We start from the raw sequence: 26,010 nt of genomic DNA on the forward strand, positions 1-26,010 counted from the left end.
ACGCAGGCTGCGGTCCGCGCCCGAATCAGGCACCTGCTTGACGAGTACGACGATGTTCATCGCGCTTCGACGACCCTTCTCCTAGTTGAAGATCGTTTGAAAGGTGGCATGCACCGTGGTGACCTGCCCGGGGCAGCGTCGCTACCAGAGGGCGGTACCGCAGGATCACCCTTCGCCTCTCGCGGCGTCACGCATGCTCCGGGCGTCCTGGCCGCCGAGGGGATCATTGCCCACCTCGGCGTTGTGCGCGTGGGCCGCGTGGTGCAGCCCGAACACCGAATCCATCCCGTCCCGCAGGCCCATGAGGTCCTCGGCCTGGTTGACCGCCCTCTTGGTCAGCGCGAGACCCAGGCGCGGCATCTGTGCGATCCGTGCGGCGAGCCCCATGACCTCCGCCTCGAGATCGTCCCTGGCGACAACCCGGTTGACCATGCCCAGCTCGGCCGCGCGGGCCGCCGGCATCCGGTCGCCGGTGAAGAGGAACTCCTTGGCGAACCGCGGACCCAGCACCCACGGGTGGGCGAAGTACTCGACCCCGGGGATCCCCATGCGCACGACCGGGTCGGCGAAGAACGCGTCGTCCGAGGCAACGATCAGGTCGCACGCCCAGGCGAGCATGAGGCCACCGGCGACACACGCTCCCTGCACCATGGCGATCATCGGCTTGGGCAGCTCACGCCAGCGGCGGCACATCCCGAGGTACACCTCGGACTCGCGGGCGAACCGGCTGTCCACCCCGGCCTTTCCGACGTGGTCCCACCACAGGCCGGCGCGCCGGTCGAACGACGAGTCGATGTCGCGACCCGGCGTGCCGATGTCGTGGCCGGCCGAGAAGTGCTTGCCCGCACCCGCCAGGACGATGACCTTCACCTCGTCGTCGGCGGCCGCCCGGTAGAACGCGTCGTCGAGGGCGTAGGTCATCGCCGAGTTCTGCGCGTTGCGGTACTCCGGCCGGTTCATCGTCACGACGGCCACCGGCCCCCGCGTCTCGTACCGGACGACCTCCACCGCCGCGCCGCTGGTCTCGCTCATCTGCGTCTCCTTCTCGCCCTGGGTCGGGTGCACGTCGTGCGGGTCATGGGCCGGCCGGCGGGGCACCGTCGAGTGCCTGCGGGGCCAGCGGTCAGGACGCGGGTCGCGCGCCGGTCAGGCCGACACCGAGGTCCTCCAGCAGGGCCGCCCGATGCCAGGCGGAGCTGCCCCACGACGACTCCAGCGCCCACGACCGCTTGAGGAACAGTTGCAGGTCGTACTCGGTCGTGTACCCGATCGCGCCGTGGCACTGCAGAGCGGCCCGCCCCACGACGTGGGCCGCCTCGGACGCCAACGCCTTGGCCGTCGCCAGTGAGCGCAGCCGGCCCGGGACGCCCGCGGCCAGCTCGAACCCGGCCGTCGCCACCACCGGCGCGGCGAACTCCAGTTGCAGCAGCGCCGTGGCGAGGTGGTGCTTGACCGCCTGGAAGCTTCCGATCGGCACCCCGAACTGCTCTCTGGTGCGCACGTGCTCGACCGTGAGGTCGAGCATCCGTCGGGACAGCCCGATGAGCTCGGCCGAGGCCGCCAGCACTCCCCGCTCCCATGCCAGCCTCACCACCTGCGGGTCGTCCACGGTCGCCACGAGCCGCGCGCCCGCGTACCCGGTCAGGTCCAGCGCGAAGTCCACCGACGGCGACGCCGAGGCCGTCGCCTCGGACACGTCGAGAACCTCGATGCGCCCGGTCCCGCCGAAGCCGCCGCTCAGCACCAGGTCGACACCCGAACCGAACGCGACCCGCCCGGTCACCGCAGGGTCGGCACCGACCGTGAGAGACCCCTCGACAAGGCGCGCCAGCAGGTCCGGGGCGCCCGCGACAAGCACCGCCGGAGCGACCGCGAGGGTCGCCGCGAGCGGCAGCGGGGCGGCGGCGTACCCGATCTGCGCGAAGACCGACACGAGATGGCTCTCGTCCAGGCCCAGCCCTCCGTCGTCCTCGGCCACGAGCAGCCCCGCCACGCCGAGGCCGGCCAGGCTCTCGGCCAGCGAGGCCACCCGCGCCGACCCGGCTCCGGCGCGCACCGTCTCCGGCGGGCACCGTTCGGTGAGCACCTGACGGACGACCGCCTCGAGCTCACGCTGCTCGTCACTCGGAGCGAAACGCACGCCTGGTCACCTCCTCGGCAGACCGAGCAGGCGCTCGGCGATGATGTTGCGCTGGATCTCGTTGGTGCCCGCGTAGATCGGGCCCGACAGCGAGAACTGGTAGCCGCGGGTCCAGGGGCCGTCGACGAGCGCGTCCGGACCGAGCAGTTCCAGCGCCGTCTCGTGCAACGCGATGTCCAGCTCGGACCAGAAGACCTTGTTGAGGCTCGACCGGGCACCGGCCGGGCGCCCCTCGACGATGTCGGTGACCTGCGCGAGCGTGAACTGCTGGTAGGCGTGCGCCCGCATCCACGAGCGCGCCACCCGGTCGCGGAGCAGATCGGTCGCCGCCTCGGCCCGCTCGCCCGCGAGCGCCACGAGCGCGTCGGCCGCCTTGAGGAACCGACCCGGTGAGCGCAGCGTCAGTCCCCGCTCCGACCCGGTCGTCGACATCGCGACCGACCAGCCCTGGTGGACGCCGCCGAGAAGCGCCGAGTCCGGTACGAACGCGTCCTCGAAGAACACGTCGGCGAAGCCCTCGTCACCGTCGAGCCGGTCGAAGCCGCGCACCGTCACGCCGGGAATGTCCAGCGGCACGAGGAAGTACGTCAGTCCCCGGTGCCGCGCGGCCTGCGGGTCGGTGCGGAACAACCCGAACAGGTGGGTGCAGAACGCGCCCCGGGTCGACCACGTCTTCTGCCCGCTCAGGCGCCACCCGCCGGCCTGCTCGTCCCGCACCGCCTGGGACCGGATCCCCGCCAGGTCGCTGCCCGCGCCCGGCTCCGACCAGCCCTGGGCCCACAGGTCCTGCGCCGCCGCCATCCGCGGCAACAGCTCGTCCTGCTGCTCCTTCGTGCCGAACTCGAAGATCGTCGGGGCCAGCAGGAAGATGCCGTTCTGCGTCACCCGCTGCGGCGCACCGGCCCGGTAGTACTCCTCCTCGAAGATGAGCCACTGCCATATCGAGGCCTCGCGGCCGCCGTACTCCCTGGGCCACGACACGACCGACCACCGGTCCGCGTGCAGCGTCCGCTCCCACTCCAGGTGCGCGGCGAAGCCCTCCGCGGTGTCCCCGGAGGGCAGCGGCTGCCGTGGCACGTTCGCGGCGAGCCACTCGCGGGCCTCCGCACGGAACTGCTCGTCCTGCGCCGACCAGGTCAGGTCCATCTCAGCCCCGTTCCGTCTCGGCGGCGCCCGTCGGCGCCGTTTCCCGGTAGCGGCGTAGTTGCGTGCGCGCCACCGTGCGCAGGTGCACCTCGTCCGGGCCGTCGGCGATGCCGAGGATCCGGGCGCTGGCCCACATCCGGGCGATCGGGAAGTCGTCGGTGACCCCACCGCCGCCGTGTGCCTGGATCGAACGGTCCAGCACGTTGCGGGCGACCCGCGGCGCGACGATCTTGATCGCGGCGATCTCGGTCGCGGCGCCCCGGGCCCCGACCCGGTCGATGAGCCACGCCGCCTTGAGCACGAGCAGGCGGGCCTGCTCGATCTCCATGCGGGACTCGGCGATCCAGTTGCGCACCACGCCCTGATCGGAGATCGGACCGCCGAACGCCTCGCGGGCCATCGTCCGGCGCACCATGAGCTCGAGGCCCCGCTCGGCCATGCCGAGGCAGCGCATCGCGTGGTGGACGCGGCCCGGGCCGAGGCGGGCCTGGGCGATCGCGAAACCGTCGCCCTCGGCGCCGAGCAGGTTCGTCACCGGCACCCGTACGTCGTCGAACCGGATCTCGCAGTGGCCGTGCTGGTCGTGGTAGCCGAAGATCGGCAGCGAGCGCACGACCGTCACCCCGGGGGTGTCGACCGGCACGAGAACCATGGACTGCTGACGGTGGACGGCCGCCTCCGGGTCCGTCTTGCCCATCAGCACGAGGATGTCGCAGCGCGGGTCCGCCGCGCCGGTCGTCCACCACTTGCGTCCGTTGATGACGTACCCGTCGCCGTCGCGCACGATCGAGGTGGAGATGTTGCGCGCGTCGGAGGAGGCCACGTCCGGCTCGGTCATCGCGAAGCCGGAACGCATCGTGCCCGCGAGCAGCGGGGTGAGCCACCGCTGCTTCTGCTCGGGCGTGCCGAACATGTGCAGCAGCTCCATGTTGCCCGTGTCCGGCGCGGCACAGTTGAGCGCCTCGGGGGCGAGGTAGGGCGAGCGTCCGGTCTCCTCGGCCAGGTAGGCGTACTCGACGTTGGTGAGGCCCGACAGGTCAGGCAGGAAGAGGTTCCACAGGCCCAGCTTGCGCGCCGTGTCCTTCAGCTCTTCGACGACCGGCGGCAGGACGTGCGACACTCCCCCGTTCTCGCGGGCCGCGGCGCCGAGCTCGGCGGCGTACACCTTCTCGGCGGGGTAGACGTGCTCGGCCATGAACGTGCGCAACGTCGCGAGCAGCTCGATCGAGCGCGGGCCGGGGCCGAGGTCCATCTGGGTCAGCTCGGTCGCGTCAGCCACCTTCATTCCTCGCCTGCTTTCATCCGGAGGGCGATCTTGCCGCGGGCGCCACGGTTCAGCACGGTGCCGAGCGCGCGGGCGGCCTCCTCCAGCGGGAGGACCTCGCTGACGTGTGGCCTCAGCCGGCCGGCGGCGATCCACTCGAGCAGCGTCGTCATGTTCGCGGCGTTCGCCTGCGGGTTGCGCCTGGCCCAGGCGCCCCAGAGGACGCCCAGCACCGCGCCCTCGGTGAGCAGCAGACGGTTGAGCTTGACCTGCGGGATGTCGCCGGCCGCGTAGCCGACGGTGAGGAACCGCCCGGCCCACGAGAGGGTGCGCAGCGCGGCGGTGGCGGCGTCGCCGCCGACGGGGTCGTGGACGACGTCGGCACCGGCGCCGCCGGTCAGCTCGCGTACCGTCGCCGTCAGGTCGTCGTAGCTGATGGCGTGGTCGGCCCCGTGCGCCAGGCACAGCTCACGCTTGTCCTCGCTCGAGGCGGCCGCGATCACGGTCGCGCCGAGGGCCTTGCCGATCTGCACGGCGGTGAGGCCGACGCCGCCGGAGGCGCCGAGCACGAGCAGCGTCTCGCCGGCGGCGAGGCCGGCCCGGTCGACGAGCCCGTGGTAGGACGTGCCGTAGACGACGGGAATCGTGCTGGCCTCGACGAGGTCGATGCCCTCGGGCAACGGGTGGACCATGTGGGCGTCGACGAGCACCTGCGTGGCGTAGCCGCCGACGCCGCAGAAGCCGATGACGCGGGTGCCGACGGGCGGGCCGGCCACCCCGTCGCCGAGCGCCGCGACCGTGCCGGCGACCTCGCAGCCGGGCACGAACGGCAGCTCCGGCCTGGTCTGGTAGGTGCCGGCGACGATGAGGCCGTCGGGAAAGTTCACCCCGGCGCCGACGACGTCGACGAGCACCTGCCCAGGGCCGGGCCGCGGCTGCGGTCCGTCCGTGAGCGTGAGCACCTCGGGACCCCCGAGCTCACGGACGACCATCGCACGCACGGCTCAGCCCTCGCTGCCCGGGCGCGCCGCCTTGTCGGTGCCGGCGAACTCGTCGCGGATCCGGTCGGCGACCCCGGTGAGGTTGAGCTCGAAGGTGAAGCCCTGCTCGAAGCGGTAGCTGCGGTTGACGTCCCACAGGTCGATGCCGTTGAGCGAGGCCTTCGCGGCCCGGATGACGGTGGGGTCCTTCCCGGCGATCTGGGTCGCGACGGCGAACGCCGCCTCGCGCAGCTGCTCGCGGGGTACGACGCTGTGGACCGAGCCGTACGCGTGCAGCTCCTGGGCGGTGGCCGTGGCCGAGGTGTAGACCATGGCGCGCATCCGGTGCTGGGGCACCATCCGGGACAGGTGGGTGGCGGCGCCGAGGGCGCCGCGGTCGACCTCGGGCAGGCCGAAGGTGGCGTCGTCGGAGGCGACGATGATGTCGGAGTTGCCGACCAGGCCGATGCCGCCCCCGAGGCAGAAGCCGTTGACGGCGGTGACGACCGGGACGGGGCACTCGTAGACGGCCTTGAACGCGGCGTAGCAGCCGCGGTTGGCGCCGAGCAGCGCGGTGAAGCCGTCGGTGTGCTGCATCTCCTTGATGTCGACGCCGGCGTTGAAGCCGCGGCCCTCGGCGCGCAGCACGACGACCCGCACCGACTCGTCGGCGCCGGCGGCGTCGAGGGCGGAGGCGAGTGCGAACCAGCCGGCCACGGGCAGCGCGTTGACCGGTGGGTTGTCCACGACGACCTCGGCGATCCCGTCGGGGTGCACGGTCGTCGTCACGGACGCGTGGGTCGTGGGGCTCATCCCTGCTCCTCGGTGGTCTCGGGCTGCTCGCTGGCCCCCGGTGTCGGGCCCCCGACGGCGGCGTCGAGGGCGGCCTCGGGCAGCACGAACGTCGCCCACGCGGTGACGGCCGTGTCGCCGGTCTGCCGCCGGCAGGTCAGCTCGACGTCGACGCGGCCCTCAGGACCGTCCGCACCCTCGATCACGTAGGTGCGCAGCGGTGCACCCCCGAGAGTGAGGGTGTCGCCCGGCCACACCTGGGCCAGGAACCGGATGCGGAAGTCACGCACGTTCCGGCCGCCGAGCCAGTCGGTGGCGTAGGTGCCGAGCAGGCTGGCCTGCCACATGCCCACCGAGAAGGGGCTCGGGAACCCGGCGGCCCTGGCGAAGACCTCGTCGTGGTGGATCGGGTTCATGTCACCCGAGGCGCCCTGGTAGCGGACGAAGTCGGTGCGGGTCACCGGGCCGTGGGTACGCGCCGGCGGGGTCGCCGGGACGGGCAGGCTGACCTCGGTCGTGCCGGGCACGGTGGTGGCGGTCGTGTCGCTCATGCGGAAGCTCCGTCCTGCGTCGCGGCCCCGGTGTCCGGCGGGCGGGCCGTCTCGACACCGGTGAGCTTGGCCTGGGCGACGAGACGCCCGGTCTCGTCGCGGAAGTCGGTGTACATCACGGCGAAGGTCATCTCACCGCCGCGGCGCCCCACCTTGGTGTAGATCTCGCCGATGCGCGACTGGCAGGTGAGCCTGGTCCCGGCGCGCGGCGGCTCGCCGAAGAAGGTGTACTGCTGCTCGGCGTGCAGGCCGCGCTGCGGGTCGAGCTCGACCGCGGACCACGGGTTGGCGTCCTCGCCCTGCCAGAAGAAGGTCGTCGTGAGGAACGTCGGCTGTACGACCGGGTCCTCCTCCCGCAGGTAGGCCGCGTCGGCCGCTCCGGTGGCCAGCGCGAACTCGCGGATCTTGCCGCGCTCGACGTCGAGGCGGAAGGGGACGCCGGTGACGCCCTGCGCGTCGGGGTTGGCCACGACGGGCTCCTTTCGTTCATCGGTACGCGCCAGCGCGGGTCGCCGGCACGCCCGGACGGTCACGGGTGCTGGCTCGAGACGGACACGACCTCGCCGGTCATGTACGAGGAGTAGTCGCTGGCGAGGAAGACGATGACGTTGGCGATCTCCCACGGCGTCGCGGCCCGGCCGAAGGCCTCCTGGGCCGAGAGCTGGGCGAGCATCTCGTCACTGGTCACCTTGGCGAGGTGGGCGTGCATCGCGATGCTCGGGGACACCGCGTTGACCCGGATGCCGTGCTCGGCGACGTCGAGGGCCGCGCACCGGGTCAGCGCCATGACGCCGGCCTTGGCCGCGGCGTAGTGCGCCTGCCCCTTCTGCGCGCGCCAGCCGATGACGGAGGCGTTGTTGACGATGACCCCCCTGCCGGCCGGGATCATGTGCCGCAGCACCGACCGGGTCGCCTTGAAGGTCGAGGTCAGCGTCACCGACAGGACGGAGTCCCACTGGTCGTCGGTCATGTCCTGCACCGCCGCGGTGCCGCCGAGGCCGGCGTTGTTGACGAGCACGTCGATGCCGCCGAGCTTGGCGGCGACGGTGTCCATGAGGCGGTCGAGCTGGACCTGGTCGGTGACGTCGCAGGGCACCCCGAGCGGCCGGGTCCCGGTGAGGCGCTCGATCTCGTCGACCGACTCGGCGAGGCGGCGCTCGTGTCGGTCGCTGACGGCGACACGCGCGCCTTCCTCGGCGGCGCGGCGCGCCGTCGCGAAGCCGATGCCGGTGCCGGCCGCGGCGGTGACGAGCACCGCGCGCCCGGAGAGCAGCCCGTGGGCGGGGCCGGCCCAGTCGGCGGCGTTGGTGTGACCGGTGTCAGACACGGGCGGCCATCTCCTTCGCGATCTCCTCGACGCTCCAGCGGGCACCCTTGTCGATGGTCCAGTCGTAGCTCCACGGTGCGAAGCGACGGATCTCGCCACCCTTGGCGTAGTACACCTCGCCCGTCACCGCCGCGTCGGCGGTGAGCAGCCAGGCGACGAGCGGGGAGACGTTGCCCGGGTGGTAGACGTCGAACGCGGCGGGGTCGGCCGGGGCGGCGACCAGCTCGCCGATGCCGGGCAGGTCCTGGGTCATCCGGGTGCGCGCGACCGGGACGATCGCGTTGACGCGTACGCCGTAGCGGCCGATCTCCTCGGCGAGGATGACGGTGAGGGCGGCGATGCCGGCCTTGCCCGCGCCGTAGTTCGTCTGCCCGACGGCGCCGATGAGCCCCGAGGTCGAGGAGACGTTGACGATCGAGGCGACCGGCTGGTTGCCGGCCTTGGACTCGGTGCGCCAGTGGTCGGCGAACACCCGGCTCGGCGCGAACGTCGAGCGCAGCTGGCCGCGGATCACCGCGTCCCAGTCGTCCTCGCTCATGTTCACGAACATCCGGTCCCGCAGGATGCCGGCGTTGTTGACGAGGCCGTCGACGCGCCCGTACGAGTCGCGGGCGAGCGCGAGCAGCTCGCGGGCGCCCTCGGTGGTGGCGACGTCCGCGGTGCTGGCCACGGCCCGCCCGCCGGCGGTCGTGATCTCGGCGGCGACGGCCTCGATGACCGAGGGGTCGCTGCCGGTGCCGTCGGCGCCGGCGCCGGTGTCGGCGACGACGACAGAGGCACCTTCGGCGGCGGCGAGCAGCGCGTGCTCACGGCCGAGGCCGCGGCCGGCGCCGGTGACGACGACGACCCGTCCCTGCAGTGCTCCCATGACTAGTCCTCCTCGTGCAGGGCCGGGGCCGACGCGACCGGCGCGGGCACGCCGAGGCGGTCGAGGGTCCGGGTGGCCTCGTCGATGATGCGGTCGATGAGCTCGGCGACGCTCGGGACGTCGTCGATGAGTCCGACGACCTGGCCGGTGGCCATGACGCCGACGTCGGTCCTGCCCTCGATCAGGGCCGACCGGTAGAGCATCGGAGCGTTGGCCGCCATGACGACCTGGCTCCACGTCAGGGCGTGAGCCTTGCGCATGGCCAGGCCCTCTCGGACCATGTCGCCCCACGGCGTGCGGGACAGCTTCTGGAAGGCGACGGCGTTGCGCACGGCCCGCAGCAGTCGGCCGGGGACGGAGGTGCGCTCCAGCTCCGCTATCGTGCCGGCGCGCAGCACGCGCTGCGGCACGCCGTCGACCTGCAGGGTCAGGACGGTGTCGTTGACCGTCTTGGACAGGTAGACGTCCTTGACCGACGGCTGGACCGGCGAGTCGCTGGTGAGCAGGAAGCGGGTGCCCATGGCGACGCCCTCGGCGCCGTAGGCGAGCGCGGCGACGAGGCCTCGGCCGTCGAAGAAGCCACCGGCGCCGATGACCGGGATGTCGACGGCGTCGACGACCTGGGGCAGCAGCAGGCTGGTGGGCACCCCGCCGGTATGGCCGCCACCCTCACCGCCCTGCACGATGACGGCGTCGGCGCCCCACGCGGCGACCTTCTCGGCGTGGCGGCGCGCGCCGATCGACGGGACGACGACGAGGCCGGCGTCCTTGCACCTGGCGATGAGCTCCTGCTTGGGCGCCAGGGCGAAGGAGGCGACCTTGACGCCGGCCGAGACGAGCAGGTCGATGCGCTTGACGACGTCGGGCTGGTCGGCGCGGATGTTGACGCCGAACGGCGCGTCCGTGCCGGCCTGGATCTGTTCGACGGCCACGACGAGCTCGTCGTAGGACAGCAGGCCGGCCGCGAGGATGCCCAGCCCACCGGCGTTGGCCGTCGCGGTGGTCAGGCGCACGTCGGAGACGTAGCCCATGCCGGTCTGGACGATCGGGTACCGCACCCCGAACAGGTCGGTCGCCCGGGTGCGCAGCCTCGGGTGCGGCCCGGGGGCCCGGCTCATGCGGGGATCTCGCGGTCGCGCAGCGAGCGGGGGTCGATGACCTCGCGGATGAGGCGCAGCTCCTCGGCACTCGGCTCGCGGGTGGCCGGGACCTCGCCCTCGATGTGCAGGTCACAGCCGGTGGCCGCACGGACCTCCTCGAGCGTGACGCCGGGGTGCAGGCTGAGCAGGCGCATCGCGCCGTCGGGACCGCCGAAGTCGAGGACCGCGAGGTTGGAGACGACCCGGCGCAGGTCGTGGTACGCGCTCGCGGCCGGGCCGGCGGCGCGGGCGCTGTCGGTGCCGACGCCGGAGACCATGTCGACGGTCCGGACGAAGCTGCGCGTGGAGTGGTGGGGCACCCAGTAGCTGGTCGGGTGGTAGACGCTGTTGCCGGGGGCGCCGCGCACGCCGAGCAGCTGGACCTTGGGCTTGGCGTAGTCGCCGATGGCCGAGATGTTGGTGTTGCCGTGCCCGTCGATCTGGACCGGGATCATCATGACGTGCCGCTTTCCGTGCCAGACGAGGTCGAAGATCGTGCGGAACGGGCTCCAGCCCTCGACGACGACGCCCTCGGTGGCGTGCGGGTCCGCGCCGATCTGCCAGGTGCCGGAGACGAAGTGGGCCTCACCGTCGGTGAGCAGCAGGTCGGGGGCGACGGTGAGCCGGGCGAGGCGGACGCCGATGGCCGGGATCGTGCCGAAGGCGCTGGCAATGGACTCGCCGTCGCCGGCGAACGCGTCCGCCACGGCGACCGCGCAGTACTCGGCGCGGGTCACCGGCGCGTCGGCAGTGGTGGCGCTACCCGTGGGCTGGTCCGCGGGCTCGGTGACGGTGCTGCTCATGCGACCTCCTCGGCTCGGGCGACGACGGCCGCCTGGTAGTCATCTTCCGTACCGGACAGGTACCGCTTCTCGAACTTGGCCCAGGCCTGTGGGTCGCCGGCGGCCTTGACGTACTCGCGCTGGAAGGCCTCGTCGCGCTCGTAGTCGGGGACGCAGGAGGTGAAGTGCGCCCCGTTCGGGGTCTCGACGACGCCGGCGACGAGCTGACGGTTGATCTTGATGGTCGCCGAGTGCCCGGCGGCGCTGAGCTCGGCCGTGGGCACGATCCGCTCGCAGGACATGAAGGCCTGGTCGGCGGCGAGGCAGTAGAGGTCGTCGAAGTACGGGTCGGGCCCGAGGAACTGGCCGTTGCCCTGGGCGTCGGCGCGGTTCATGTGCACGAGGGCCGCGTCGAGGCGCAGCGGCGGCATGGCCACGAGCTGCTCGGTGCCGTACGGGTCCTGGACGAGCTTGAGGTCGGGATTGTGCTTGAGGACGTCCGACCCGAGCCCGGCGCGGGTCGGCAGGAAGGGCAGGCGGATGCCGGCGGCGTACAGCCCCCACTGGAGCATGCCCTCGTCGTACTCGGCGGTCTCGACGGCGCCCTTCTGCCGCGCGGCGCGGAAGTGCGGGTCGAGGGCGATGCTGTCGAGCGAGACGAAACCGAAGACGACCTTCCTGACCTTGCCCGCGGCGCAGAGCAGGCCGACGTCCGGCCCGCCGTAGCTGACCACGGTCAGGTCCTTGAGGTCGGAGCGCAGGATCTCACGCACGAGGGCCATGGGCTTGCGCCGTGAGCCCCATCCCCCGATGCCGATGGTCATCCCGGATCCGAGCCGCGACACGACGTCGCGGGTTGTCAGAGTCTTGTCGGCCATGTGTCCCTCATCGTTCCGTCTCGGGGCACTGCTCGAGCGCGGTGGCGAGCGGTGCGATAGGCGAGTCGCGTGCCGGCCGTCCGTGGCCGGGCCACCATGTAGCAAGCGCTTGGTTGGTAGACTAACAGCCCTCGGGAGCGGGTCAAGCCCCTGACGCGAAGGAGGTGGGCGATGGACACGGTCGTGTGCGAACGCGTCGACGCGGTGGGTGTCATCAGGATCAACCGGCCGCAGGTGCGTAACGCCCTCGACCCCGAGACCCTCCTGGCGATGACCGACGCCCTGCTCGGGTACGACGCGGACCCGGGCGTGCGCGCCGTCGTGCTGACCGGCACCGGCGAGCTGTCCTTCAGTGCCGGAATGGACCTGCGCGCCGCGGCCGAGGGGCGCCTGGTCGACGTGGCCCGCAGTCCGCTCACGCTACTGCGCGGCGGCTACCGCAAGCCGGTCATCGCCGCGGTCAACGGGCCCGCCGTCGGCGGCGGCTTCGAGCTCGCCCTCGCCTGCGACCTCGTCGTCGCGGCAGAGCACGCCTACTTCGCGCTGCCCGAGGTGGGGCGCGGCATCGCCGCCTCCGAGGGCGGCACCGAGCTGCCCCGCCGCCTGCCGGTCGCCGTCGCCCTCGAACTCGGGCTGACGGCGGCGCCGCTCACGGCGGCCCGGGCCCACGAGCTGGGCCTGGTCAACGCCGTGGTCCCCGCCGACGAGGTCCTCCCGCGCGCGCTCGGGCTCGGCGCCCGGATCGCGACCCACTCTCCGGCCGCGGTGCTGGCGACCAAGCGGCTCATGCACCTGAGCCTGGACACCCGCGAGCGCGACCTCGCCGCGGCCAACCGACTCGCGACCCTCGAGCTGCTCGCCGGGCCGGATGCCGCCGAGGGCGCGGCCGCGTTCGTCGCCAGGCGCGCGCCGCGATGGGCGGACGTGCCCTGAGCGCTCAGGGACGCGCCGCCGCGATCTGCTCGCGCAGCCACGTGATCGAGCGGGTCACCGCCGACTCGGCCCCCTCGGCCTCGATGGCCGGGCCGAGCAGTTCCACGTCGACGATGCCGGTGTAGCCGGCCCGCAGCACGCCCCCCAGCAGGCCGGCCATCGGCAGGTCGGCGTCCCCGGGCACCCAGCGGTTCGGGAACGTCGAGGTGCCGACCCGGAAGTCGGACACCTGCAGGATCTCGATCTGCGCGACCCGCTCGCGGACCAGGGCGGTCAGGCCCCGCTCCTGCCAGCAGCAGTAGAGGTCGAGGCAGACGCCGATGCCGCAGAGGTCGGCCAGGGCGAGGGCGTCCCGCGCGGTGTGCGTGAAGCTGAGGTCGCACCTGACCGGCAGGGTGTTCTCCACGCCGAGGCGCACCCCGTGCTCACGGGCGGTGGCCACGACCGGGGCGATCCGCTCGGCGAACCGCTCGGCCGCCTCCTCCCACGTCAGGTGCGCCGAGGGGCCCGACGTGAGATAGACGAGGTCGGCCCCGAGCGTACGGGCGTCGACGACGCCGGCCCGCAGCGCCGCGACCTGCCGCGTCCAGCCCGACTCGTCGTCCGGCTGGGCGGTGAAGCCGTGCACGAGGTAGCCGAGCCGTACGTCGTGCTCGGCGAGCAGGTCGCCGAGGGCCGGCACGCCGAAGGCGGCGACCTTGCCGCACTGCAGACCGACGAGGTCGGTGCCGGTACGCCGGTACATCGCGATCTCCTCGGGCAGGGCCCAGGACATCGCGGCCATGCCGCTGACGCAGAGCGGGTTGATCGTGGCGGACATCGGGCCCCCTGCCGGTTCGGGGTCGGACGGGTGTCGGACGTCGGGTCAGTCGAGGTATTCGGTGCGCACCCGGCGTACGCCGAGGGGCGCCAGGTGCGGCCGCAGCCGCGTCGTGACGGCCTCGGCGATCCGCTCCGGGGTCCACGCCGCGTGCCGCAGCACGGGGTCGGCCAGCGCCGGGTGGGTCGTCAGCATGAGCTCGGGACCGTTGGAGCGCAGCACCTGGCCGGTCAGCTCGGCGCTGAGGTCAGAGAGCAGGTAGATCAGCAGTGGCACGTTGGCCTCGGGGACGATCCCCGCGTTCTGCCCGCTCGGGGCACCGCGGAACTGCTCGAGCACCTCGGCCATCCGGGTCTGCGCGTTCGGGGAGATCGCGTTGACGCGGATCCCGGCCTCGGCGAGCTCGGCTGCCCACGCGTAGGTGAGCGTGGCGATCGCCGCCTTCGTCGCCCCGTACACGGCCGTCTCGGCACGGCCCATCTGCTCGCCCGAGGTGACGTTGACCAGGACCCCGTGGCCCTGGGTGCGCATCGCCGCGATCGCGGCGTCGCCCCAGGCGATGGCGCCGAGCACGTTGACCTCCAGCATCCGGCGCACCGTGGCCTCGGACTCGGTGCCGGCGTGCGCCATGGCGAAGACGCCAGCGTTGTTGACGAGACCGTCGATCCGGCCGTGCTCGGCGAGGCAGTCGCGCACGAGGTCGTGCGCGGTCGCCCAGTCCGCGACATCGGCGACCCTGATCGAGCCACGGCCACCCGCCGCGGCGAGCTGTCCGCCGAGCCGCTCGAGGCCCTGCTCGTCGACGTCGACGGCGACCACGTGGGCCCCGGCCGCGGCGATGCCGCGCGCGTATGCCGCCCCCAACCCGTTGGCGGCGCCGGTGACGATGACGACGCGGCCGGCGAGCAGGCCGGCCCCCTCGTCGGGCCTGGAGGCGGGTGGATGACCGGGCCCGTGGCCGGGCAGGGCGGTGTGGATCGGGTCGGGCATGCGGGCAGCCCCTTTCGGCGATCGGGGTCGGAGCGCGAACCCCCGCGCAACCGAACGAGCGCTTGGTTGGCTGTACGGTAGGCGACGCCACCTGCCCGGTCAAGGAAGATCCTCACCTATACGTACGCGGGAGGCGTCGAGTGGTATAACAAGCGCTTGACCGACAACGCCCGAGGAACCGGGAGCATCCCAGATGTCGACCACCCAGGACCGCCGCTCGGTCATCCTCGACAACGCTGCGCACCTGTTCGCCGCCAAGGGAATCGGCGCCACGACCGTCCGCGAGATCGCCGACTCGGTCGGCATCCTCTCGGGCAGCCTCTACCACCACTTCAAGTCCAAGGACGAGATGGTCGACGCGATCATCTCGGACTACCTGACCGACCTGACCGACCGCTACGCCAAGGTGCTGGCGTCCGGGGAGAACCCGGCCACCCAGCTACGCGAGCTGGTGACGAGCTCGCTGGCCAACATCGAGGCCCACCCGCACGCGACTGAGATATACCAGAACTCGAGCACCTACCTGCCCACAATCGAGGGCTACGAGCACATCCGCGAGTCGGCCACCTCGATCCAGCGGGCCTGGATCCAGGTGCTCGAGGCCGGCATCGCCAGCGGCGACTTCCGCGACGACATCCCGGTGCGCGTGCTGCACGGCATGCTGCGCGACTCGCTGTGGCTCTCGGTCCGCTGGTTCAAGCCGACCCGGTCGTACTCGATGGCGACCTTCGCCGACGACCTCGTCTCGGTGTACCTCGACGGGATTCTCGCCCGCCACTGAGCGCGGCCGGCCCGCCGCCCGGGGCGCCCACGTCCGGCGTACGACACGACGCACCTAGGCGGCCAAGCGCTTGCTAGGGTCGCATCAACCGCGAGGAGGCGCTCCCATGACGGCAGCAGGTCATGCCCGGACCGGTCCGGCCCCGAGCGGCACCCCCCGACACCCCGGGCTCCCGGCGGGGGTCGACGCCTGGCTCAGCCGCGCGGTGCCCGAGCTGCAGGGGAACCTGCGGCACGAGCTCATCGCCGGGGGACGCTCCAACCTCACCTACCGGACCACCGACGCGGTCGGCCACGTCGTCGTGCTGCGACGCCCACCGCTCGGAGACCACCCGGCCACCGCGCACGACGTGCTGCGCGAGGCGCGGATCCTGCGTGGGCTGCATGGCCACCTCCCGGCGCCGCGAGTGCTCGCCGTCGAGGAGACGGGCGAGGTGGCCGCCGCCCCTCTCGTCGTGCTCGAGCACCTCGACGGCACGATCCTGCGCAGCCCCGCCGACGTCGAGCGGCTCACCACCGAGGCCGACCGCGCGCTCATCGGCCCCGCGATCGTCGACGCCCTCGTGGCCCTGCACGGGCTCGGGCCGGAGGTCATCGGGCTCGGGGGCCTGGCCCACCGCCGTGACTACCTCACCCGCCAGCTCGGGCGCTGGCACGAGAACTGGCGCCGGACCAGAATCCGCGACCTGCCCGATCTGCAGACCGCGTACGAGCATCTCGTGGCCGCGGCTCCCGAGCAGTCCCGCTCGGGGATCGTGCACGGCGACTTCCGCCTCGACAACTGCATGCTCGACTCCCGGTGGCGGGTGCAGGGCGTGCTCGACTGGGAGCTGACCACGGTCGGAGACCCCTTGGCCGACGTCGGCCAGCTGCTCGTCTACTGGGCGCAGGCCGACGACGCGGCCCGTGCGCTGCACGACCCGGCCACGGTCCTGCCCGGCTTCTCGACCCGGGACGAGCTGCTCGCCCGGTACTGCCTCGCCACCGGCACCGACCTGGCCCGGATCGACTACTTCGTCGCCTACAACTGGTGGAAGACCGCGTGCATCGTCGAGGGCGTGCACACCAGGGTCGCGCAGGGCGCGATGAGCGGTGGCGACCGCACCGCGGCCTCGTTCGCCGAGCAGTCGGCCGCCGTCGCCGGCCGGGCTGCGACCCTCGCGGCAGCGCTGCGCCGACACTGACCTGACCCGGCCGCGGACCCACGCACCCCGACACCTCCGACCCGGCACAGGAACCCCCGGTCGCGTTCGCACCGGGGCCCCTGCCGAGGGTCGACGAGGATGCGGGTCGTTGCCGGTGCCGAGGTTGGTTCGGTGCCGGGTGTCGGCGTACGGGCTGCAGCGCAGAGCCGCGTACGCCACCGAGTACACACCGGTCACCGACATCCGCAAGTCAGCAGCAGGCTGACGGCCGAGTCGCCGCCAGCACACAGGAATCACCGACTACCCACGGTGATATTAGCCAAGCCCCGGTGGTGTCCGGAACTGCCGATGTACGGACACGGGTCGCAGGCGACCTGTGTCATCGTCCTTCCATGGCGATCGACTTGCGTGTGGCAGACAACCGGGATGTGTCGTTCCTCGTCCAGGCGGATCTTCACATCGACCGGATGGAGCTCCACAGGGTCATCGAGGTCGGTCGAGTCACCGTTGCCGTGGAAGACACGTCCATCCAGGGATGGCTCAGGTGGGGCCTCTTCTGGGACGAAATCCCCTTCATGAACATGTTGTTCGTTCTCGAGCAGCACCGCGGCAAAGGCCTCGGCACGCGGCTGATCCAGCACTGGGAGAACCAGCAGCGGGCAGCGGGCCATGGCTCGGTGATGACATCAACCCTGGCGAGCGAAGAAGCCCAGCATCTATACCGCCGCCTGGGTTACGTCGACCGCGGATGCCTCCTGCTACCGGGCGAACCACTGGAGATCCTTCTCGCCAAATCTCTAGGAGAGTGACGCACTCATTTGCCACGATCAGGGTGGGGAGCGTGGAGTCAGTGTGCCGTCGGTGCCGGTCTGCGGCGATCCCGCCACCACACCTCGACGAGGATCGGTGGCAGCGCGATCGCGGCACCGGCGAACGCAAGTGCCCGGATGCGCCGTTGCTGGATTTCTTCACGTAGTTCTTCGTAGGTGGCCTGGTGCTCGATGACGTCGCCGCGGGACCGTACGCATTCGTCGCCGGGCCCGATCAGGACATCGTGGTTGGCCGGGTTGGCCTCGAAGCAGGCGATCCTGGTCGGCTTCAGTTCCCAGTTGACGCGGTCCCAGTCGACGTCGATCCACGACTGCGACGTGCACACGTCGCCTGAGCAGGAGGTTCGCATCGGCAACTCCCAGCCGGAACGCAGCATGAGAGCGCCGACGAACAGGCCCAGCAGGACAGAGCTGAGGGAGACGACCGCGCGCATGTCAGGTTGGACCGCCGGCAGTCGTGCCTGGTTCCACCAGCGGCCCTCCAGAATGATCCTTCTCGCGCTCGCCTCGGTGCACTCCACCGAGACGAGCGCGCGATTGCGTATCTACGTCGACTCCCGTGTGGGCCTTCGAACGGGCGTACCTCGCCGAGGACGAGCCGCACCCATCTGCCGCGATGCGTTCGCGTCAGCGGACGACAAAACGAGGTTGGCCATCACGGCTACCGGCCGATGGTCGTGCGACGGCCCGTTGCGTTCAGTCATCTGGTTCCGCAGAGCCTTTGACTCGGCCATCGCGCGGCTGTGGCACCGACCGTGGCCGGATACACCGTCATCGTCTGCGGCGGCTGTGGTGCGGGCAGCGGCGGGGCATCGGGGCCGGGCAGTCGGTGACAGGTTCTCCGTCATCGCCGGTCACAACCCCGTTCCACGGCGCCGCCATGGCCGGGGCTTTGTCGGCGCGAATCGACGGGCATTTTGACGTCACCGACTGGGACCGGACTGCCGGCCGGGACGGCTGGCGGGAGACGCTGCGCTGGTGCCCATGGCGGGACGAGGCCCTCACGCCGGATTGAAGACGCCGGCGCGGAGGGCTGCGGCGGTTGCGGCGGCGGTACGTTGCGCGAACTCCTCGTCGATGGGTTCGTCGACGACGAGCAGCCGCAGGAAGAAGGGTGCGCCTAGGATCTCGATCGCGGCCCGGGCATCGGTGCCCTGAGGCAGTTCGCCCCGGGCGATGGCGTGGTCGACGACGGCCTCGGCGAGGCCGAACCGTTCGGCGAAGAAGCCGCGGACGATCTGCGCGGCGCGCGGGTTGCGGGGCGCGGCTGCGGCCAGGGCCGTGATCAGCTCGCCGGGTTCGCCGGTCATGCCGCGCCGGACCAGCAACGCCAGTTCTTCCAGGTCCGTGTCTAGTTCGCCGGTGTCCGGAATCGGGACGACCTCACTGGCGTACTCGCTGAGCAGGTCGCCGAGGACGCCTTCCAGGTCCGTCCACCGGCGGTACACCGACGTCTTGTTGACGCCGGCCACCTGGGCGATCCGTTCGACGGTCAACTCGGCGTACCCGTCGACGAGGAGACCACGGGCGGCTGTGAGGACCGCGGCCCGGACACGGGCGCTGCGCCCGCCCGGTCGCTGGCCAGCAGACATCGGACACCTCCTTTAACGCACCGGCTGTTGCGTTACCTCCTACCATCATGTCAGACTCAGAAAGCAACACAAGTTGCGATTGGAGGGGTTATGAAGACCACTGTCTGCGTCGTCGGCGGCGGGCCCGCAGGGCTCGTCCTGGGGCTGCTGCTTGCCCGGCAGGGAGTGGAGGTCACCGTGCTGGAGAAGCACGCCGACTTCCTCCGGGACTTCCGCGGCGACACGGTGCATCACTCCACACTGAACATGCTCGACGAGATCGGGCTCGGCGATCGGATGGCGGCGCTACCCGGGCGCAAGGCCGGCGCGTTGCGCACCACCTTCGACGACGGCACCTACACCGTCGCGGACTTCACGCGCCTGCCGACGCCACACAACTACCTGTACTTCGTTCCCCAGTGGGACTTCCTGGAAATGCTCGCGACTGAGGCGGCGAAGTTCCCCGCCTTCACGCTGCTTCGCTCCACCACCGTGACGGGCCTGCTTCGCGACACGTCCGGCGCCGTCACCGGCGTGCGCGCCGTAGGCCCGGAGGGCGAACTGGAGATCGAGGCATCGCTCACCGTCGCCTGCGACGGCCGCGATTCGGTAATACGCCGCGAGCTCGACCTGCAGCCGGTCGACTACGGCGCTCCCATGGACGTGCTGTGGTTCCGGATCTCGCGTCGCGCAGGCGACGGCGACGGCCTGGAGATCCGAATCGGCGCCGGCGGGCTGATGCTCGCCATCGACCGCGGCGACTACTACCAGTGCGCGTACGTCATCGCCAAGGGGGGCTACGACGAGATCCGCGCAGCCGGGCTGGAGGCGCTGCGGGAGCAGGTGACGCGCCGGCACCCGGTCCTCGCCGACCGGGTCGGTGAGCTCGCCACCTGGGACGACGTCAAACTGCTGACGGTGAAGGTCAACCGACTGGAGCGGTGGCACGCGCCCGGCGCGCTGCTCATCGGCGACGCCGCACACGCCATGTCCCCGATCGGCGGCGTCGGCATCAACCTAGCAGTGCAGGACGCCGCGGCCACCGCCCGGATGCTGGGCCCGAACCTCGCCGCCGGGCAGCCGGTCACCGAAGCGAACTTCGCCGCGGTGCAGAAGCGCCGGCACTTGCCGACGGTGGTGACGCAGAACATCCAACGCGCCGCGCAGCGGCGCGTCGTCGACCCGCTGCTGCACGCCACCGGCCGCATCGAAGCCCCGGCACCGATCCGCCTGCTGCAGCGGTTCCCGGCGCTTCAAGCCCTCCCCGCCAGGCTCGTCGGCATCGGCGTACGCCCCGAACACCTGCGCTGACCGATGGTCCCGGCAGCCGGACGGAGACGTGATCCGCTGTGACGGGGACGGATTCCAGTTCTGCCCGTTGCGCCCGCCGCCCCAGGTGACGGACTCACTCGGCATCCGGATCTGTCACGATCCGGGCGCCAGCGGGTGCCAGCTCACGTCCACCGACTACTCATCGTGAGTAGCGGACGTGGGTCGTTGGGGGTCGGCCGCCGTCGTAGCGTCCCGGCTGCTTCGCGCCCCACTCCGCACGTCTGGTACCCGACTCCGCACCGGAACCCGTACGCCGACACCGGGTCAGGCGCGCTGTCGAGCTGCCCCTACGGACGGGGCAGGGGTTTGGCGCCGGTTGATCGCATGCGTGGGGCAGCTCGACACCGTCGTTCCGGCCCCACGGACGCTGGTCCCGTCACCCGCAGCGGACCGACGACCTGGGCATCCTGCCGCCTGACCCGGCAGCCGGATACTGCTCGGCGGACAACTGCCGGCGAGGCGGTCCTCCCCGTATCCGCTGCAAGGCCGGCAGCCGGCGGTCGGGGAGTGGGCTCGCGCCGGTCCGGGTTGACATCGACCGGACCGGAAATGGTTTGCCGGTCAAACGATTGACCGGGCGCTGGTCAGGGCCCCTGTGCCCGATGGGCGCGGAGCCCTAGGAGAGCCGTTCGACGACCATCGCCATGCCCTGGCCACCGGCCGTGCACATCGTCTCGAGACCGAGCTGGCCGTCGCGGGCCCGCAGCCCGTTGATGAGCGTCGTCGTCATCCGCGCTCCGGTCTGGCCGAACGGGTGGCCCAGGGCGATCGCGCCGCCGTGGACGTTGACCCGCTCGGGAGCGACCTTGAGGTCCCAGATCGAGGGGACGACCTGCGCGGCGAACGCCTCGTTGAGCTCGACGAGATCGATGTCGGCCATCGAGAGCCCGGCCAGCGCGAGGGCCCGCTTCGAGGCCTCGACCGGGCCGAGACCCATGATCTCCGGCGAGATCGCCGAGACGCCCGTGGACAGGATCCGGGCCAGCGGCGTGATGCCGAGTTCGGCGGCCCTGCGGGCGGACATGACGACGAGGGCGGCCGCGCCGTCGCTGAGCGGGCAGCAGTTGCCCGCGGTCACCGTGCCGTCGGGCCGGAAGACCGGCTTGAGGCCGGAGAGCGACTCGACGGTCACCCCGGCGCGGGGGCCGTCGTCGGTCGCTACGACGGTGCCGTCGGCGAGGGTCACCGGCGTGATGTCGGTGGCGAAGAAGCCCGACTCGATCGCGGCCTGGGCCCGCTGCTGGCTCGTGGCGGCCCACTCGTCCTGCTCGGCGCGGCTCACACCGCGGTGGCTCGCGACGTTCTCGGCGGTCTCGCCCATCGCGATGTAGACGTCGGGCAGCTCACCCGCGTCGCGCGGGTCGGTCCACGGGCCGGCGCCACCCTGGGCGCGGGCGGCGGTGCGCTCCCCCGCCGCGGCGAAGATCGGGTTCTTCGTGTCCGGCATGCCGTCGGACTTGCCGGCCGCGAAGTGCGAGACGACCTCGACCCCGGCGGAGACGAGCACGTCCGCCTCGCCGGCGCGGATCGCGTGCAGCGCCATCCGGGTCGTCTGCAGACTCGAGGCGCAGTAGCGCTGCACCGTCGTCCCGGGGACCCGGTCGAGCCCGAGCTCGACGGCGACGACGCGCCCGAGGCCCCAGCCCTGCTCGCCTGCCGGCTGCGCGCAGCCGAGCATGAGGTCGTCGATCCGGGACGGGTCGAGCGACGGCACCTGGGCCAGGGCCGCCCGGACCATCTGGGTGGCCAGGTCGTCGGCCCGCATCGAGGCCAACGACCCCTTGAAGGCCCGGCCGATCGGCGAGCGCGCCGCGGCGACGATGACTACGTCCTGCATGGTGTCCTCCGATTTTCGGGCTGGTGCCCGTGACGGCGGTGCCGTCGGTGTCAGGTCTGGTCGGGGTGTCGGGTCTGCGGGCCGCAGGAGGCCGGTCCGGTGCGCCCGCACAAGCGCCTCGGGGGCCAGCACCTCGGCGGCGGGGACCCGCTCACCCGGTGAGCTTGAACTTCTGGATCTTTCCGCTCGGGGTTCGTGGCAGGGCCGGGACGATGCTGAAGCTGCGGGGGCGCTTGAAGTTGGCCAGCCGGTCCTGGCACCACGCCTCGAGCTCGTCGACGAGCACCGACTCGTCGCCACTCCAGCCGGGAACGGTCTGCACGAAGGCGCTGCCGACCTCGCCCATCCGCGCGTCGGGCACCCCGACCACGGCAGCGTCGGAGACCGCGGGGTGCTCGCACAGGACGCGCTCGACCTCGGCGGGGTAGACGTTGAAGCCCCCGACCATGTAGACGTCCTTGATCCGGTCGGTGATGCGCAGGTAGCCGTCCTCGTCGACCCAGCCGACGTCACCGGTGTGCAACCAGCCGTCCTCGTCGATGGCTTGGGCGGTGGCGACCGGGTCCTCGAAGTAGCCCAGCATCACGTTGTAGCCACGCACGAGGACCTCGCCGGACTCACCGGCCGGCAGTGCCTGTCCGTCGAGACCGGCGATCCGCAGCTCGGTGCCCGGGATCGCCCGTCCGCAACTGGTCGAGATCCGCTCGATATCGGCGTCGGGCGGACACACGGTCGCGGTGCCGCACGTCTCGGTCAGGCCGTAGGCGGTGATGACGTCGCGGAAGCCGAGTTCCTCGCGCATCCGGCGCAGCAGCGGCACCGGCACGATCGTGGCCCCGGTGACGGCCAGGCGCACCGAGCTGACGTCGTAGGCGCCGAAGTCGGGGTGCTCGAGCAGTGAGGTGTAGACGGTGGGCGCGCCGGGGAAGACGGTGACGCGTTCCCGCTCGACGAGACGCAGCACGGTCTCGACGTCGAACACGGCGACCGGGATGATCGTGGCGCGCATGAGCAGGCAGGCCAGGATGCCGGCCCGGTAGCCGAAGCTGTGGAAGAACGGGTTGACCATGAGGTAGCGGTCGCCGCGCCGCAGCCCGACGAGCCGGGCCCACGCCAGGTCGACGCGCAGGTTCGAGGCGTGCGAGACCATCGCGCCCTTGGGGTAGCCGGTGGTGCCCGAGGTGAACAGGATGTCGGCCACGCCCTCGGCGTCGAGGGCGGCGATCCGTCCGTCGACGACGGCGGGGTCGACCTGGTCGGCCAGCGCGGTGAAGCCGGCCAGGGACCACACGCCGTCACCGGCCTGCTCGCGGCCGGCGACGGACAGGTCGACGACGGTACGCACCGAGGGCAGCAGCGGCACGGGGCGCCCGACGGCCGGTGGTGGCCCGTCGCCGCGCAGCGCGGCCAGGTAGTTGGCGCTCAGGAAGGTGTCGTCGAGGATGACCATCGTGGCCCGGACCTTGGCGATGGCGTACCGCGCCTCCGCTCCGCGGAAGCGCGTGTTGACGGGGCAGAGCACGCCCCCGGCGGCCAGCACGCCGAGGGCGCTGACGACCCAGTCGGCGCTGTTCGGGGCCCAGACGGCGACGCGGTCCCCCGGCTCGAGACCGTGCGCGACCGCGGCCCGGGCGAACCGGGTGACGGCCGCGTCGAGCTCGGCGAAGGTCATCCGTACGTCGCCGTCGACGAGGGCCTCAAGTTCGGCGGCGTCCTGCGCGGCCTGCCGCAGCAGGGCGGGGATCGTGGTCAACACGTCACTCACGCACATCTCCTCACGCGGAGCCGGTCACTTGTCTGGCGCGGGCCACAGACTACCAACCAAGCGCTTGCTAGACTAGCAGTGGCGACGCCGGCCACGCCGTCAGCGAGCCACGCAGACTCAACCGATCCGACGTCCGGCACCGACCGGCGAGGCATCCGCAGGAAGGGAACCCGGTGGCAGAGGCATACATCGTGGACGCCGTCCGCACCCCCGTCACGCGACGCGGTGGCGCGCTCGCGGGCATCCACTCCGCTGACCTGGGCGCCGCCGCGCTCACCAGCCTCATGAGCTCCTCGGGGGTCGACCCCGACGCCGTCGAGGACGTCGTGTTCGGCTGCGTCGACACCATCGGTCCGCAGGCCGGCGACATCGCCCGCACCGCCTGGCTCGCCGGCGGCCTTCCACAGCACGTACCCGGGGTCACCGTGGACCGGCAGTGCGGCTCGAGCCAGCAGGCGGTGCACTTCGCGGCCCAGGCCGTCATGGCCGGAGTCAACGACGTCGTCGTCGCCGGGGGCGTGCAGAACATGAGCGCCATCCCCATCTCGGCCGCGATGCTCACCGGCCGGCAGTACGGCTTCGACGACCCCTTCTCCGGGTCCACCGGCTGGCGCGAGCGCTACGGCGACGAGGAGATCTCGCAGTTCCGCTCGGCCGAGATGATCGCCGAGAAGTGGGACATCAGCCGGGAGGAGATGGAGCGCTTCGCCCTGCGCAGCCACGAGCGGGCCCTGCGGGCCATCGCCGAGGGCCGCTTCGCCCGCGAGATCCGCGCCGTCGGCGACGTCGACACGGACACCTGTCCGCGCGCCGACACGAGCCTGGAGAAGATGGCCGGTCTCAAGCCGCTCACCCCGGGCGGCCGGGTCACCGCCGCCGCCGCGAGCCAGATCTGCGACGGCGCGGCCGCCCTGCTCGTGATGAGCGAGCGGGCCGTGGCCGAGCACGGGGTGACCCCGCGCGCCCGGATCCACCACCTGTCGGTGCGCGCCGACGACCCGGTGTGGATGCTCACCGCCCCGATCCCGGCCACCGCCCACGCGCTCGGGCGCACCGGGCTGTCGATCGGGGACATCGACCTGTTCGAGGTCAACGAGGCGTTCGCCTCGGTCGTGCTCGCCTGGATCAGGGAGACGGGGGCCGACCCGGAGCGGGTCAACGTCAACGGCGGCGCGATCGCCCTGGGCCACCCCCTCGGCGCCACCGGCGCCCGGCTCATGACCACCCTGCTGCACGAGCTCGAGCGCACCGGCGGCCGCTACGGCCTGCAGGTGATGTGTGAGGGCGGCGGTCAGGCCAACGTGACGATCATCGAGAGGCTCTGATGCCCCAGTCCCCCGCCACGCCCGAGGGCGTCGACCTGACCGGCCAGGTCGCCATCGTCACCGGAGGCACCCGTGGCATCGGCGCCGAGATCACCCGCACCTTCCTCAAGGCCGGGGCGCGGGTGCTCGTGTGCGGCCGCAGCGAGCCCGAGCAACTGCCCGAGGTCGACGGACACACGCCCGTCTTCGTCCAGTCGGACGTGCGGGACCCGGAGCAGGCCAAGGCCCTCGTCGCGGCGGCGGTCGACCGGTTCGGCCGGCTCGACATCCTGGTCAACAACGCCGGTGGCGCGCCGAGCGCCGACACCGCGACGGTCTCCCCCCGCTTCGTCTCGGCGATCGTCACGCTCAACCTGCTCGCTCCGTTCTACGTCGCCCAGCAGGCCAACGAGGTCATGCAGCGTCAGGGCGGCGGGACGATCATCAACATCGGCTCGGTCGCCGGGACCAACCCGGCCCCGGACACCGCCGCGTACGCCGCGGCCAAGGCGGGCCTGACGATGCTGACCCGGTGCCTCGGGCTCGACTTCGCGCCGGCCGTACGGGTCAACCAGGTGACGGTGGGTCTCGTGCAGACCGAACTGTCGCACCTCTACTACGGCGACGAGGCGGGACAGGACCGCGTGGCCCGGACGATCCCCATGCGGCGGATGGCCACCCCGGCCGACATCGCCGCAGCCTGCCTGATGCTCACCTCGCCGCTGGCCGGCTACGTCACCGGCACGGAGATCGTCGTCGCCGGTGGCGGTGAGATCCCGTCGCGGCACCTGGCCGCCCAGTCCCCCGGCACCGGTCCGCTCGGCTGAGCCCCGCGC

Annotated in this window: 25 protein-coding genes and 1 pseudogene; 7 read left to right on the plus strand and 19 right to left on the minus strand. The window is 72.0% G+C overall.

Annotation, left to right across the window (positions count from 1 at the left end; all coding sequences use genetic code 11):
• Positions 1 to 165 precede the first annotated feature (165 nt).
• From ACLQ22_RS08810 to ACLQ22_RS08870, 13 genes and pseudogenes are all read right to left on the minus strand, one after another.
• A complete protein-coding gene (locus ACLQ22_RS08810) occupies positions 166 to 1,032 on the minus strand; it encodes an enoyl-CoA hydratase (RefSeq protein WP_425691808.1) in 867 nt (288 codons plus the stop codon).
• A gap of 91 nt (positions 1,033 to 1,123) precedes the next feature.
• Positions 1,124 to 2,140 (minus strand): acyl-CoA dehydrogenase family protein, encoded by a 1,017-nt coding sequence (locus ACLQ22_RS08815; RefSeq protein WP_425691809.1) that lies wholly within the window; start codon positions 2,138 to 2,140, stop codon positions 1,124 to 1,126.
• 6 nt (positions 2,141 to 2,146) lie between these two features.
• Positions 2,147 to 3,286 (minus strand): acyl-CoA dehydrogenase family protein, encoded by a 1,140-nt coding sequence (locus ACLQ22_RS08820; protein ID WP_425691810.1) that lies wholly within the window; start codon positions 3,284 to 3,286, stop codon positions 2,147 to 2,149.
• A gap of 1 nt (position 3,287) precedes the next feature.
• Entirely contained in the window at positions 3,288 to 4,538 is a 1,251-nt protein-coding gene (locus ACLQ22_RS08825) for an acyl-CoA dehydrogenase family protein (RefSeq protein ID WP_425692137.1), read from the minus strand.
• A gap of 29 nt (positions 4,539 to 4,567) precedes the next feature.
• Positions 4,568 to 5,512, minus strand: a complete 945-nt coding sequence (locus ACLQ22_RS08830; protein ID WP_425691811.1) for an NADPH:quinone oxidoreductase family protein — start codon at positions 5,510 to 5,512, stop codon at positions 4,568 to 4,570.
• Between the two features lie 42 nt (positions 5,513 to 5,554).
• Positions 5,555 to 6,343, minus strand: a complete 789-nt coding sequence (locus tag ACLQ22_RS08835; RefSeq protein ID WP_425691812.1) for an enoyl-CoA hydratase family protein — start codon at positions 6,341 to 6,343, stop codon at positions 5,555 to 5,557.
• The gene (locus tag ACLQ22_RS08840; protein ID WP_425691813.1) at positions 6,340 to 6,873 is read right to left on the minus strand and encodes a MaoC/PaaZ C-terminal domain-containing protein; all 534 of its coding nucleotides are present in this window, start codon (positions 6,871 to 6,873) and stop codon (positions 6,340 to 6,342) included. The genes ACLQ22_RS08835 and ACLQ22_RS08840 overlap by 4 nt, the downstream gene beginning before the upstream one ends.
• Positions 6,870 to 7,343 carry an FAS1-like dehydratase domain-containing protein gene (locus tag ACLQ22_RS08845; protein ID WP_425691814.1) on the minus strand — a complete coding sequence of 158 codons (474 nt, stop codon included), beginning with the start codon at positions 7,341 to 7,343 and terminating at the stop codon, positions 6,870 to 6,872. The genes ACLQ22_RS08840 and ACLQ22_RS08845 overlap by 4 nt, the downstream gene beginning before the upstream one ends.
• A gap of 59 nt (positions 7,344 to 7,402) precedes the next feature.
• Positions 7,403 to 8,196: pseudogene (locus ACLQ22_RS08850) on the minus strand (SDR family oxidoreductase).
• The gene (locus ACLQ22_RS08855; RefSeq protein ID WP_425691815.1) at positions 8,193 to 9,068 is read right to left on the minus strand and encodes an SDR family NAD(P)-dependent oxidoreductase; all 876 of its coding nucleotides are present in this window, start codon (positions 9,066 to 9,068) and stop codon (positions 8,193 to 8,195) included. Before ACLQ22_RS08855 ends, ACLQ22_RS08850 begins: the two are co-directional and overlap by 4 nt.
• 2 nt (positions 9,069 to 9,070) lie before the next feature.
• Positions 9,071 to 10,186 (minus strand): NAD(P)H-dependent flavin oxidoreductase, encoded by a 1,116-nt coding sequence (locus tag ACLQ22_RS08860; RefSeq protein ID WP_425691816.1) that lies wholly within the window; start codon positions 10,184 to 10,186, stop codon positions 9,071 to 9,073.
• On the minus strand, positions 10,183 to 11,010 hold the full coding sequence (locus tag ACLQ22_RS08865) for a CoA-transferase subunit beta (protein ID WP_425691817.1): 828 nt from the start codon (positions 11,008 to 11,010) through the stop codon (positions 10,183 to 10,185). Before ACLQ22_RS08865 ends, ACLQ22_RS08860 begins: the two co-directional genes overlap by 4 nt.
• On the minus strand, positions 11,007 to 11,867 hold the full coding sequence (locus ACLQ22_RS08870; RefSeq protein ID WP_121401265.1) for a CoA transferase subunit A: 861 nt from the start codon (positions 11,865 to 11,867) through the stop codon (positions 11,007 to 11,009). The genes ACLQ22_RS08865 and ACLQ22_RS08870 overlap by 4 nt, the downstream gene beginning before the upstream one ends.
• Before the next feature lie 171 nt (positions 11,868 to 12,038).
• Here ACLQ22_RS08870 and ACLQ22_RS08875 point away from each other — a divergent pair, with 171 nt between their 5' ends.
• Positions 12,039 to 12,800, plus strand: a complete 762-nt coding sequence (locus ACLQ22_RS08875; protein ID WP_425691818.1) for an enoyl-CoA hydratase/isomerase family protein — start codon at positions 12,039 to 12,041, stop codon at positions 12,798 to 12,800.
• Between the two features lie 4 nt (positions 12,801 to 12,804).
• On the opposite strand, the gene ACLQ22_RS08880 is transcribed toward ACLQ22_RS08875, so the two are convergent.
• Both ACLQ22_RS08880 and ACLQ22_RS08885 read right to left on the minus strand, forming a co-directional pair.
• The gene (locus tag ACLQ22_RS08880) at positions 12,805 to 13,620 is read right to left on the minus strand and encodes a sugar phosphate isomerase/epimerase family protein (RefSeq protein ID WP_425691819.1); all 816 of its coding nucleotides are present in this window, start codon (positions 13,618 to 13,620) and stop codon (positions 12,805 to 12,807) included.
• A 45-nt stretch (positions 13,621 to 13,665) separates the two neighbouring features.
• Complete coding sequence (locus tag ACLQ22_RS08885; protein WP_425691820.1) at positions 13,666 to 14,610, minus strand: SDR family NAD(P)-dependent oxidoreductase; 945 nt, start codon at positions 14,608 to 14,610, stop codon at positions 13,666 to 13,668.
• Between the two features lie 193 nt (positions 14,611 to 14,803).
• On the opposite strand from ACLQ22_RS08885, the gene ACLQ22_RS08890 reads away from it, so the two are divergent.
• From ACLQ22_RS08890 to ACLQ22_RS08900, 3 genes are all read left to right on the plus strand, one after another.
• Positions 14,804 to 15,391 (plus strand): TetR/AcrR family transcriptional regulator, encoded by a 588-nt coding sequence (locus ACLQ22_RS08890; RefSeq protein ID WP_425691821.1) that lies wholly within the window; start codon positions 14,804 to 14,806, stop codon positions 15,389 to 15,391.
• A 106-nt stretch (positions 15,392 to 15,497) separates the two neighbouring features.
• The gene (locus tag ACLQ22_RS08895) at positions 15,498 to 16,574 is read left to right on the plus strand and encodes a phosphotransferase family protein (RefSeq protein WP_425691822.1); all 1,077 of its coding nucleotides are present in this window, start codon (positions 15,498 to 15,500) and stop codon (positions 16,572 to 16,574) included.
• Between the two features lie 353 nt (positions 16,575 to 16,927).
• Positions 16,928 to 17,344 (plus strand): GNAT family N-acetyltransferase, encoded by a 417-nt coding sequence (locus ACLQ22_RS08900; RefSeq protein ID WP_425691823.1) that lies wholly within the window; start codon positions 16,928 to 16,930, stop codon positions 17,342 to 17,344.
• A 38-nt stretch (positions 17,345 to 17,382) separates the two neighbouring features.
• On the opposite strand, the gene ACLQ22_RS08905 is transcribed toward ACLQ22_RS08900, so the two are convergent.
• Together ACLQ22_RS08905 and ACLQ22_RS08910 are read right to left on the minus strand one after the other, a co-directional pair.
• Complete coding sequence (locus tag ACLQ22_RS08905) at positions 17,383 to 17,886, minus strand: hypothetical protein (protein ID WP_425691824.1); 504 nt, start codon at positions 17,884 to 17,886, stop codon at positions 17,383 to 17,385.
• A gap of 480 nt (positions 17,887 to 18,366) precedes the next feature.
• Positions 18,367 to 18,957, minus strand: coding sequence for a TetR/AcrR family transcriptional regulator C-terminal ligand-binding domain-containing protein (locus tag ACLQ22_RS08910; RefSeq protein WP_425691825.1), 591 nt, complete (start codon positions 18,955 to 18,957; stop codon positions 18,367 to 18,369).
• 90 nt (positions 18,958 to 19,047) lie between these two features.
• Here ACLQ22_RS08910 and ACLQ22_RS08915 point away from each other — a divergent pair, with 90 nt between their 5' ends.
• Positions 19,048 to 20,247 (plus strand): FAD-dependent oxidoreductase, encoded by a 1,200-nt coding sequence (locus tag ACLQ22_RS08915; protein WP_425692138.1) that lies wholly within the window; start codon positions 19,048 to 19,050, stop codon positions 20,245 to 20,247.
• 637 nt (positions 20,248 to 20,884) lie between these two features.
• Here the strand turns inward: ACLQ22_RS08915 and ACLQ22_RS08920 are convergent.
• Together ACLQ22_RS08920 and ACLQ22_RS08925 are read right to left on the minus strand one after the other, a co-directional pair.
• Positions 20,885 to 22,105 (minus strand): acetyl-CoA C-acetyltransferase, encoded by a 1,221-nt coding sequence (locus ACLQ22_RS08920; RefSeq protein ID WP_425691826.1) that lies wholly within the window; start codon positions 22,103 to 22,105, stop codon positions 20,885 to 20,887.
• Positions 22,106 to 22,256: 151 nt separating this feature from the next.
• Complete coding sequence (locus ACLQ22_RS08925; RefSeq protein ID WP_425692139.1) at positions 22,257 to 23,861, minus strand: FadD3 family acyl-CoA ligase; 1,605 nt, start codon at positions 23,859 to 23,861, stop codon at positions 22,257 to 22,259.
• 182 nt (positions 23,862 to 24,043) lie between these two features.
• Between ACLQ22_RS08925 and ACLQ22_RS08930 the strand changes: the two genes are divergently transcribed.
• A complete protein-coding gene (locus ACLQ22_RS08930) occupies positions 24,044 to 25,195 on the plus strand; it encodes an acetyl-CoA C-acetyltransferase (protein WP_425691827.1) in 1,152 nt (383 codons plus the stop codon).
• Positions 25,195 to 26,001: an SDR family oxidoreductase gene (locus tag ACLQ22_RS08935; protein ID WP_425691828.1), complete on the plus strand. Its 807-nt coding sequence runs from the start codon at positions 25,195 to 25,197 to the stop codon at positions 25,999 to 26,001. The genes ACLQ22_RS08930 and ACLQ22_RS08935 overlap by 1 nt, the downstream gene beginning before the upstream one ends.
• Positions 26,002 to 26,010: the final 9 nt, after the last annotated feature.

Source organism: Micromonospora sp. DT178, from assembly GCF_049841695.1.
Taxonomy (GTDB): Bacteria; Actinomycetota; Actinomycetes; order Mycobacteriales; family Micromonosporaceae; genus Micromonospora.